Annotated in this window: 6 protein-coding genes; 1 reads left to right on the forward strand and 5 read right to left on the reverse strand. The window is 66.4% G+C overall.

Going from position 1 to position 10,269, the window contains the following annotated elements:
* Positions 1 to 266: 266 nt before the first annotated feature.
* The 5 genes from VD972_RS01730 to VD972_RS01750 form a co-directional block, all read right to left on the reverse strand.
* The gene (locus VD972_RS01730; protein ID WP_324979744.1) at positions 267 to 2,423 is read right to left on the reverse strand and encodes an FAD-dependent oxidoreductase; all 2,157 of its coding nucleotides are present in this window, start codon (positions 2,421 to 2,423) and stop codon (positions 267 to 269) included.
* Between the two features lie 12 nt (positions 2,424 to 2,435).
* Positions 2,436 to 4,526: an NAD(P)-binding protein gene (locus VD972_RS01735; protein ID WP_324979747.1), complete on the reverse strand. Its 2,091-nt coding sequence runs from the start codon at positions 4,524 to 4,526 to the stop codon at positions 2,436 to 2,438.
* Positions 4,523 to 5,509, reverse strand: coding sequence for a hypothetical protein (locus tag VD972_RS01740; protein ID WP_324979750.1), 987 nt, complete (start codon positions 5,507 to 5,509; stop codon positions 4,523 to 4,525). The genes VD972_RS01735 and VD972_RS01740 overlap by 4 nt, the downstream gene beginning before the upstream one ends.
* Positions 5,509 to 6,315, reverse strand: coding sequence for an acetoacetate decarboxylase family protein (locus VD972_RS01745; RefSeq protein ID WP_324979752.1), 807 nt, complete (start codon positions 6,313 to 6,315; stop codon positions 5,509 to 5,511). The genes VD972_RS01740 and VD972_RS01745 overlap by 1 nt, the downstream gene beginning before the upstream one ends.
* An 83-nt stretch (positions 6,316 to 6,398) precedes the next feature.
* A complete protein-coding gene (locus tag VD972_RS01750; RefSeq protein WP_324979756.1) occupies positions 6,399 to 8,369 on the reverse strand; it encodes a protein kinase domain-containing protein in 1,971 nt (656 codons plus the stop codon).
* 230 nt (positions 8,370 to 8,599) lie between these two features.
* Here VD972_RS01750 and VD972_RS01755 point away from each other — a divergent pair, with 230 nt between their 5' ends.
* Positions 8,600 to 9,664, forward strand: coding sequence for an MBL fold metallo-hydrolase (locus tag VD972_RS01755; protein ID WP_324979760.1), 1,065 nt, complete (start codon positions 8,600 to 8,602; stop codon positions 9,662 to 9,664).
* The last annotated feature ends 605 nt before the right edge of the window (positions 9,665 to 10,269 follow it).

Genomic DNA, 10,269 nt, shown 5'->3' on the forward strand with positions numbered 1-10,269 from the left:
CCATACTTCCGCGCCAGCATGTTCTCCGAGGGAAGAAGTCCCTGCTCTGGCAGCAAGCCCAGTGCAATAACGCGCTCCAACTGCTGCTCGACGTGTGCGACGAGCCCCATCCGTTCCATATCCGCCACCCTCCTCGTTGCCAACGGCTGCCATCACATCAGCTCAGGCTGACATGAGCGGCGGCGAGGCGAGCAGACCGTGCTGCCACCGGTTTGGAGCCGGGGGCCCACCACAGGTCAACGCCCTCTCAGGGAGACTCCGTTGAATCAGAAGTCGCTCTCGCCGGCGATGTGCCCTGGAGAGCCAGAGATGGCCTGCGAGGCTTGGAGCCCGGACATGACCGCCGCCTCCACGCACCCGCAGTTGAGCCCCGTGAGCGTCCAGTCCCCCGCGAGGTAGAGGTTGGGATAGTCCGAGTCGTGAGACCCAAGCCGAGCCGCCGTCGAGCCCGGCAGGGAGAGTACGTAACGCTCGGGCGGATCGATGTTCGCGCGCCAGTACTGGCTATCGAAGCGCGCCACGCCCTTCGCGCCACCGGAGTCCACCAGCAGCTCCCAGTCCAGGCCCGTGGGGTTGTAGCGCGACGCCTCCGGCCACAGCGGGCCGATCCACTCCTTCAACCACCGGACGGAGAGCTGCTTGAGCCGCTCGTGCTCCCGCCGCGGGAAGTCGTAGTCAGTGAACGACGGGATGTTCGGTGCGTCGATCAATGGCGCTGTGAAGTAGGCGACGTCCTTGACCGTCCCGGCAGGCCAGGTCTCACGAGGAATGATCTGGGCCATGTCCGCATAGGTGTTCAGCGGCTCGGCATAGCCGGTCATCACCGTGGGTGACTCCTTCCATCCCAGCTCCTCGAGCGTCTTGGACATCCAGAGCTGCACCCCCAGCGTCTGGTTCGTCTGAAGCTCTTCGACCATCCGCCTCCAGCGCGCGCTCTGCGCGAGCAGCTCCGGGCAGACATACGGGAACGCGCCGAGCGAGATCCCAAGCACGAGCACATCGTAGTCCCGGCCGCGCTCCAGGGTGATGGGGCTGCGACCTGGCCACGGCCTGGCCCAGTACGACTCCAGGTTGACGCCGGACGCCTCCAGCGCACCACCGTCGACGATCTGATCGTACAGCGGCCGGTCCGGCCAGCACGGCAGTCCGAGCACATCGACGAGCGGTTGATAACCCGCCGCCGGGTTCTTCAGCTCCACCTGCCGCGTCATCTCCACCCGATCCACGTTTCGCGTCAGCGGATGGACGTGGAGGTTCTCCACCTTGTGGAAGAAGTGGAACTGGACGCCGCGGCGCTTCAGGAGTTCGTAGAGGGGAGCGAAGACCACATCCCCCATGCCCGCGCGCATCTTGTAGAAGACCGCGCCCTTGTAGGTCAGCGCCATGCGCAGCATGAAGCGCGTGGCCACGCCCGCTGCGAGCTGCTGCCGGTTGGGATCGCCTTGGATGTACGCGAAGAGCAGCTGGTACATGCCCTTCACGAGGGGAGCGCGGTGCAGCGTGAAGTCACTGGCCCCGTGGCGCGCGAGCCATGCTCGGAAGTCCTCACCGTCGATGGCGTTGAAGCCCGTGCTGAGCACCCCATCCCGGAGCACGCCTCGTGCGACCACGAGCCCCAGCTCCAGCACCGACCAGATCTTGCGGATCGCGCTGTTCTCCAGGTTCCGGGTGAACCGGGAGGACAGCCGGGCCAGGACCTCCTCCAGAAGCCAGAGGAGCGCCTCGATCTGGCTCGGGTCCTGTTCTCCCGGGGACCTGGGAAGCCGGGCCGCGAGCAGCTGCGCGAGCTGCAACGTCCGCCCGATCCCTGGCACCCCCACCCTTGGGAAGATCGACAGCCCCAAGGACCGGAGGACCCCTTCGACTCGGGAGGGCAGCGCATCGGGGGCAGGCGTCGCGGCGGCCAGGCCGGCCCCAGGCGCCTGGTGGAGCAGATCCAGCAGCGCCTGCAGCCCTCGCTCCAGGTAGGTGACGAGCGTGGGAAGCTCTCCACCCTCCCCTTCCGCTCCTGGCTCCTGGGCGTTGGTGGGGAACGGAAAGTCCCAGTCCACCCAGCCGGTGGGCGTGCGCTCGTACAGTGTGACGAGCGACTGCTTGCGGAAGGCCTCTTCGATCGTGGCGAGCGGCGCCCCCTTGGGCCGCCCCAGCTCCCTGTAGACCTGGCGCATCACCCGGAACGCGTTCTCGTAGTGCCCCATCCACACGTGGAGGCCGTGCTCCTCGATGCGCTGGGCGACATCCTTGTTGCGGCCGCTGGCGCCCTTGCCTCCAAGCCGCCACCCAATGTTGTAGAGGATGACCTCGTACTGCTCCTGCCAGCCGGGCTGGTTCGTCAGCCCGAACGCGGCCGTCATGGCGCCCACTCCGCCTCCCAGGATGACGATCCTGCGCTTCCGTCCCCGCGACTCCTGTGCCGTGCTCATGGATGTCTTGCCTCAGCGATACCAGAACGCCTCGCCGGAGATGCGCAGCGGCCGCCCCGTGATGGCGCGGAAGGCCAGCATGCCGGAGATGACGGCGCCCTCGGCCGCTCCGATGTAGAAGCCGTTGTCCACCCAGTCCCCGCAGATGGCCAGGTTCTCGAAGCCGGTATCGTCCGGACGGATCCTCGCCTCCCGAGTCCCAGGCAGTGCCAGGGTGTAGCGCTCGCTGGGATCCACGTTGGCCCGCCAGTACTGGGTCGCGAAGCGCGCCTCCCCCACTCCCTCGTTCGAGGGCACCAGCAACGTCCAGTCGAACACCTCCGAATTCCTCGCCTGGGTCGACTTCGGCCAGAGCACCCCGATGTCGTTCTTCAGGAAGCTCACGGCATTCTGCCGGGCCAGCTCCTTCTGACGCGCCGGGTAGTCATGCTCGGTGGGCGGTGGGGGAACGGCGGGGCCGGACAACGGGCCGCAGAAGTAGGCGGCCGTGAGCGGCGCGTTGGGCTGAGCCCAGCCCTCCCGAGGCAGCAGGCTCGTCATGTCCGCCCACGTGTCCAGCGGCTCGACGTACCCCGTGAGCAAAGGGCTGCCCACGGTCCACCCCAGCGCCCGCTGATCCTTCGAGAGCCACAGCTGAAAGGCCTGTGTCTCGATGGTGGCCACCTCCTTCACCATCCGCCGCCAGGCCGGACTCAGCTCCAGCAGCGTCGGGCAGAGGAAGGGCACCGACGCCACAGGGATGCCGAACACCACCTGATCGAAGTCCTTGTCCACCTCGAGCACCCGCTCGGACACGTTCTTCCAAGGCGTGTAGAACGACTCCAGATCGATGTTGTCCCGCAGGAGCTGCTCCCCCTGGACGATCTGATCGTAGAGCGGCCTGCCCGGCCAGCAGGTCAGGTTCTTCACAGTGAGGAAGGGCTCGTACTCCGCCGAGGGGTTCTTCATGTCCACCTGGCGGCCGATGCGCAGCCGCGTGATGCGGGGCGGGCCGTCACCCGTGCGCTCAGCGACGACCTCTTCCACTCGATGGAAGAACTCGAAGCGGACGCCGTTCTTCCGGCAAGCCTCGTAGAGCGGCACGAAGACGACATCGCCCATGGAGGCTGCGAACTCGTAGGCCACGGCCCCCTGGTAGGTGAGCCCGATGCGCACCAACGCCCGCAGCGCACTGCCAGCCCCTATCGCCTGGCGATCCGGATCGCCCTCGATCATCGACATGGCTGCGTCGTAGATGACGCGTGTGAGCACCGAGCGAAGTGTCCGTGGATTCGCCCCGTGCCTCCCCAGCCACTCGCGGTAGTCCTGCCCATCGAGGGAGCTGAACCCCTGGGTCAGCACCTTGTCCGTGAGAATTCCGACGAGGTTGGCGATGAGGAAGTCCAGCCCCACGCTGAGCTGGTAGAGCAGGAAGTTCGACTCGATCAGGTGCGAGATCCTCCCCCAGAGCCAGCGGAGAAACTCACGGATCACCCCCAGGATCTTGTCTGCCACGGCCTCCGCCACCTGTGCCTGCGCCTGCGCCGCCGCCAGAGCGTAGGCGTGAGCATCCGCCAGCAGTCGCTCCCCTTCCGCCGTACTCACCTCCTCCGCGATGAGCGCGGCCCCTCGCTCCGTCACCAGCGGGATCCGGCTCTTCAGCTTGCCCAGAAGCTCCTGAGCCACCCGGAGCACCGTCTCGACGATCTGCCAGGAGGTGGGCTCGTCGGTGCTCTCCCCAGGCAGACGCGCGTTGGTGGGAAAGGGCACCACCCAGCGCTGCCAGCGGCCCTGGACGAAGTCCTCCATGGCGAGCAGCGCCCGCGGGCGGAAGGCCTCCTCGAAGGTGGCCAGCGGCATCGTCGCAGGCCGCGCCATCTCCCGGTACGCCTCGCGCATCAGCGCGAACGCGTTCTCATAGAAGCCCCAGAAGATGTGGAGCCCGTGCTCCTCGATGCGCCCATGAGGCCCACGGCCGCTGGCACCCTTGCCGCCGAGCCGCCACCCCAGCTGGAACACCGTCACCTCGTACTCGTCCCGCAGCTCCGGTGTCCGAGACAGGTGGTACGCGGTGGTCATCGCAGCAGCACCGCCCCCCAGCACCGCCACCCTCTTCTTCTTCATTCCCCGCTCCAGATGAGGTGTCCTTCGTTGAGGCGGAAATCGAACTGGATCTGCAGCCCCCCGGGGATGAAGAGCTGACCCCGCGAGTCCAGCTCCAGCCCCAGCGCCTGCGCGATCGGCTGCGTGGCCAGGGACTCTAGCTGGAGGCGGAAGCGCCGCAGCAGGAGACGGAGGCTCTTCAGCTCGATCTGGTCCACCTCCGCACCCACGATGGCCTGGTAGCAGGCCTCCTCGGTGCTGCCGACACCGCGGAACTGCTTCAGGAAGACCATGGGCAGGCTCGGCCGGAACAGGAAGTCGATGATCCGGGCCCCGAACTCGAAGTTGAAGTCCAGGAGCTGACCCAGCTCGTCCCTGAGCACCCCAAGCCGCTGGAGCAGCTCATCCCCTAGAGAGATCCCCAGCTCGCCGTGCGTAAAGGGCTCACCATCCGCGCGCTCGATCGAGAGCACCCGCGAGACCTGGGCCTGGGAGTCCCGGCTGAACGTGCGGTAGGCCAGCGTCGAGATCTCGAACGCCCCCGCCCCCTGCCCCGTGCCCGGGATGAGGACCGTGGAGCCCTGCTTGGGGAAGCCGTACAGCTCCCGGCCTCCCGCCACCGCCCACGGGTTGTCCGAGTAGATGAAGGGGATGAACAGCTCCACCTTCTTGCAGAGCTCGTCCGCGCCGTGCTTCTTGTAGTCGCTGACGGCGACCCAGAAAGTCGCCTCGCGCTGGGAGGTGTACCCCCAGTCCTGGAAGCCCTGGGCCCCCGAGGAGAGCCGGCCCACGGACTGGAAGGTCAGCATCACGAAGGGCAGCCGCGGGCGGTAGTCCACCGCTCCGCCCGACGGCTCGTTGAGGAACGTGTCACACAGCTCCTGCAGCTTTGACTGCCGGCCCTTCAGGAAGAAGAGGTACTGCGTGACGTCCTGGCAGAGGCTCGGCGGGGGGAAGACCTGGAGGGACGGGCTGTCGATGTACTTCCTCCCCGAGGGAGTCATTACTTCTCCTTGGCGCCTCGCCAGTTGAGCGGCTTGGGCATCACGAACCGTGTCTTCGGCAAGTATTGCACCACCTGCGGCGTGAAGCGCATGTCCACCAGCTCCTTGCCCAGTGTGCTCTCGCTGGACATAGAGAACTCATCCCCCTCCCCGAAGAGGCGGAAGCGCGACTCCAGCTCGAAGTGCATGATGTTGCGCGTCTGGAAGACCTCCTTGGGGGTGACGAAGCCAAACGAGGCCCGCACCGACGGGGACGGCTCCTCCGGGAGGCGGACCTGGCCGACGACGACCCGCTTGCCCTCGCAGGCCACGTCGAACCGGCACCCCTGCGCGGAGAAGGAGATGTCCACCGGCTGCGGCGTGGGGTGCTTGGCGTGCCCGTGCACCTCGCGGCCGAAGTCGATGGGCACCTGCTTGTCGAGGATGAGCTTGTGGCAATAGATGGTGGCCTCCGGGAGCGCGCCCGCCTGCAGCAGTTCCATGGGCGCGCTGGCCGGCGCCTCGAGCGACTTCAGCGAGGCGGGGATGCTGAGGATGAGCTCCTTATAAGGGCCGCACGAGGTGTCGTGGTAGTCCGCGATCCACAGGGCCGCGGCGCACTTGCCGCCGCCCACGGACACCGGCTGGTAGCGCTGCCCGGCCATCAACCGGCGGACGGCCTCGAGGTCCGCGGGCCCATGCAGCACCACGAAGTCCGCCGAGTGGCACGTATAGGGGATCTGGCACACCACCCCCGAGGACAGCTCATAGTCCTCGGTACGGGGATAGGCTTCGAACAGGGATGGGCCAGGTGTGGGCGTCTGCATACAGGGATCCTCTCTACGGCGCCGGAGTGCGCTGAGCTCAGTCTAGCGCTGCTGCATGGCGCGACTCGATAGGCTCCCAGGGCCTACCCGAGCGGTGGGGTCTCCGAGTCGGAGCCACCCGGCGTCGAGAAGGATCTCGTGGTGGAGAGGAACCCACCGCGCCGACCCACGACGTCGTGAACGGCCATGGGCTCACGCAGGCCGGGCAGCGTGCGATCCCCGCCGGGCCGGCACTCGAAGTCCAGCACCATGCGCTGACGCAGGCGCGCGCTGATCAGGATCTCTCCGCTGGTGGCCATCGCGGCCAGATGCGAGGCGTTCTCCACCGGGACGCCTACCATCGTGTAGTCCAGGCGCCCGACTTCTGGGCCTCCGAGACCGCCCAGGACCACCTCTCCCGAGTCCAGCCCGAAGCCGATGCCCAGCGAGTACGGGGACTCCGCACCGCCGCTGGTGGCCATCGTCCGGAGCTGCTCCCGGGCCCCCATGCACGCATCCAGCGCCTGGCGCAGGTGCTCCGAGCCGCGGAACACCACCAGCGCCGAGTCCCCCATGAGCCGGTCCACCACCCCGCCCCGGGAGGTCAGCTCGGGGATGACGACCTGGAAGTTCTGGTTGAGCCGCTGGATGACGACATCGGGCGGGAGCTGGCGGACCAGCGAGGTGAAGTCCGGGATGCGCAGGAAGATCACCGTGGCCTCCGTCCGCTCTCCGACGAGCGCTCCGGGGCCCTGCGTCAGCGGGCGCAGGCGCTCGAGGACGGTGCTCTGCACGAACATGCGCAGCAACGCGTTCTCCTCGATGGAGCGCATCAGCTGGCGCGACTCCGCCACATTCTTGAGCGTCTTGCTCAGCGTGGCCTCGAGATCCTGGAAGTCCAGCGGCTTGGTGAGGAAGTCATAGGCACCGCGGTTCATCGCGGTGCGGATGTTGGCCATGTCGCTGTAGGCGGAGACGATGATCACCTTGGCCAGCGGGTTCACCTCGCCCACCCGGCTCAGGAAGGTGAGCCCGTCCATGCGCGGCATGTTGATGTCGGTGAGGATGACATCGATGTCCTGGTGCTGGCGCAGCTTCTCCAGCGCGTCCTCGCCATCCGCGGCGAAGAGCAGCTGGTAGATGGAGTCGCGGATCTGCCGGCGGAACGCTTGTTTCATCAGCGTCTCCACGTCCGGCTCGTCATCCACCACGAGGATCTTCGCCGCCTGAGGCCGGGCGGCCTGGACAATGGACGCGAAGGTGGTGGCCATCTCCTGGGCGGACTGGAAGCGCTTGGTGGGATCCGGGGACAGCGCGCGAGTGAAGAAGCGATCCAGCTCCGGGCCCAGCTCGGGCACGAGGCTGGAGGGCGGCACATCCGGCGGCTGGAAGCTGCCGTTGAGCAGCGGCCCGATGGACTCCAGCGGGAACGGGAACTTGCCGGTGAGGGCCCGGAAGGCCACCACGGAGATGGACCAGAGATCGCTGCGGTGATCGAGCGAGCTGTCCCCGCGGATCTGCTCGGGGCTCATGTAGCGCAGCGTCCCCACCATCCCGTCCATGGACTCGGGGGTGACATCCGGGGTGCGCGACGCCAGCCGCACCAGCCCGAAGTCGAGGATCTTCACCACCTCCTGGCCATCGATCCGGGTCAGGAAGAGGTTCGCCGGCTTGAGATCGCGGTGGATGATGCCGCCGGTGTGGGCGGCCGCCAGGGCTCGGGAGACCTGGGTGAGCAGGGAGGCCACCTGCGCCGGGGGAAGCTTCTCGCGGCGCTTCAGGCGCGTCTCGAGATCCTCACCCTCGAGCAGCTCCATGACGATGTACGGCTCGTCCTTGTCCAGCCCGAAGTCATGGATCTGCACGACGTTGGGGTGGTGGAACTGGGCGATCGCCTTCGCCTCTTTCTCGAACTGGTGCTTGGCGCCCTCGGTAGAGAGCCGCTGGGTCGTGGTGAGCTTGATCGCCACGCGCCGCTGTAGCTGTGGATCGAAGGCCGCCCAGATGGCTCCCATGCCACCCCCGGCGATCTTTCGCTCCAGGACGTACCTACCCCCAACCTGGCGTCCGGACATGGACCATTCACCCGTGCAAGAGCCGGGGAGTGCACCCCGGCAGTGAGATGGAACTGCTGCACGCTCCCCTGTAGAGCCTGCTCATATCACTAGAGCCCTCTACCCCGCCTCTGATGCAATCTCACCCTTACGGGGAATGTGGGATCTGCTGCGCCTCTCCATGACGCAGCGCATCCCCGCGGTCCAGGGTAGAAGAGAAATTCCAACTCACCTGCTGGAGGATTCACTCGATGCCCATACCCCGCGTGCGCCGCGCGTTGCTCACCGTGTTGGGGGGGCTTGTGTTGCTGGGGATGACGGGAGCGGGGGTGGGCTGCCATGCCTTCTCCGCGCCCGTGTACCGCGGTCCGAAGTCGGACCACTTCAACGGGGAGCACTTCGTCAACCAGGAGCCCCGGCAGCGGCGCATGAGTTTCTTCGACTGGCAGCTGAACCGGGATCAGGGCCCGTGGGCCGAGTGGACGGAGGCGCCCGCGGGAGCTCCCCCACCCCGACGTGTGCCGCGGGGAAGCCTGCGCGTCACCTTCGTCAACCACGCCACCACCCTGCTGCAGCTGGACGGGGTGAACGTGCTGACGGACCCCATCTGGTCGGAGCGCTGCAGCCCGGTGTCCTTCGTGGGGCCCAAGCGCGTGCGTCCGCCGGGCATCCGCTTCGAGGATCTGCCGCCCATCGACGCGGTGATCCTCAGCCACAACCACTACGATCACATGGACGTGCCGACGCTGAAGCGGCTGGCGGAGCAGTTCCCGAACGCGCGCTTCTTCGCGGGGCTGGGGAACAAGGCGTTCCTGGACTCCAAGGGGCTCCCCTCCGTCACGGAGCTGGACTGGTGGCAGGAGGTGCAGCTCACACCGGAGGTGAAGCTGGTGAGCACCCCGGCGCATCACTTCTCCAACCGGGGGCTGAGCGATCGGAACGGGACGCTGTGGACGAGCTACGTGCTCCAGGGGCCCTCGGGGGTGACGTACTTCGCGGGGGACACCGGCTACGGCAAGCACTTCCGCCAGGTGCGCGAGAAGTTCGGCCCGGTGAAGCTGGCGGTGCTGCCCGTCGGCGCCTACAAGCCCGAGGCCTTCATGGAGGTGGTCCACGTCTCACCCACCGAGGCGGTGCAGGCCAGCGTGGACCTCGAGGCGAAGGTGAGCGTGCCCATGCACTACGGCACCTTCAACCTGGGGGATGACGGGCAGGAGGAGCCCGTCACCGAGCTGCGCAGGGCCATTGAGGCCAGGACCGAGCCGAAGCCGGAGTTCTGGGTGCTCGGCTTCGGAGAGGGCCGCGACGTGCCCTGAAACTTTGGTCCAGTAGACAAACGCACCATATCATGCAGGAGGCTCAAGTGAATCCTTTAGCCCAGCAAATTTATGACATTCTCAAGATCAGAGTCCCATGTTTTCCCACTAAAGAACTCATTACATATACCGACCTTGTAGCGCAACTCAACACCCAGCATGGACACAATCTCACACCACGCTCACCTCAACTGCATGCAGCCTTAGGCGAAGTTGTTGATCATTGCCACAACAGCTTAAAGCTCCCAGCTTTGCCGGCAATCGTAGTGCGCCAGGACTGGGGGACTCCGGGAGAGGGCTATTATGAGTGCGCACACCCACGCGTTCACCGGAACGACTGGCCAGCATTGCTAGCGACTTGGGGCATAGAGGTCATGCAAGTTCGGCAAACCCAATACCCATGAAGGCAGCGATACTCTCTCGCTGGCCGGATAGGGCCTTCTTCTAATCCTACCTTATTCGTCAGAAGGAAGAGGGGTGACCCAAGAAGTAGGATGACGCGCCCGATCCGCCGAGTGTAGAGGGGAGTTGTTCAGGCAACCCGATACCCCCGCCAGGAGGCGCGTCATGGGTGAAATCCTCAAGGACTTTGCGCTGAAGTTCAA

Origin of the sequence: Hyalangium sp. (assembly GCF_035629615.1) — a bacterium.
Lineage (GTDB): Bacteria > Myxococcota > Myxococcia > Myxococcales > Myxococcaceae > Hyalangium.

Bases quoted from the DNA above. Each gene is read 5' to 3' on its own strand.
- VD972_RS01750 (WP_324979756.1), bottom strand. From the start codon at position 8,369: ATGTCCGGACGCCAGGTTGGGGGTAGGTACGTCCTGGAGCGAAAGATC.
- VD972_RS01755 (WP_324979760.1), top strand. From the start codon at position 8,600: ATGCCCATACCCCGCGTGCGCCGCGCGTTGCTCACCGTGTTGGGGGGG.
- VD972_RS01735 (WP_324979747.1), bottom strand. From the start codon at position 4,526: ATGAAGAAGAAGAGGGTGGCGGTGCTGGGGGGCGGTGCTGCTGCGATG.
- VD972_RS01740 (WP_324979750.1), bottom strand. From the start codon at position 5,509: ATGACTCCCTCGGGGAGGAAGTACATCGACAGCCCGTCCCTCCAGGTC.
- VD972_RS01745 (WP_324979752.1), bottom strand. From the start codon at position 6,315: ATGCAGACGCCCACACCTGGCCCATCCCTGTTCGAAGCCTATCCCCGT.
- VD972_RS01730 (WP_324979744.1), bottom strand. From the start codon at position 2,423: ATGAGCACGGCACAGGAGTCGCGGGGACGGAAGCGCAGGATCGTCATC.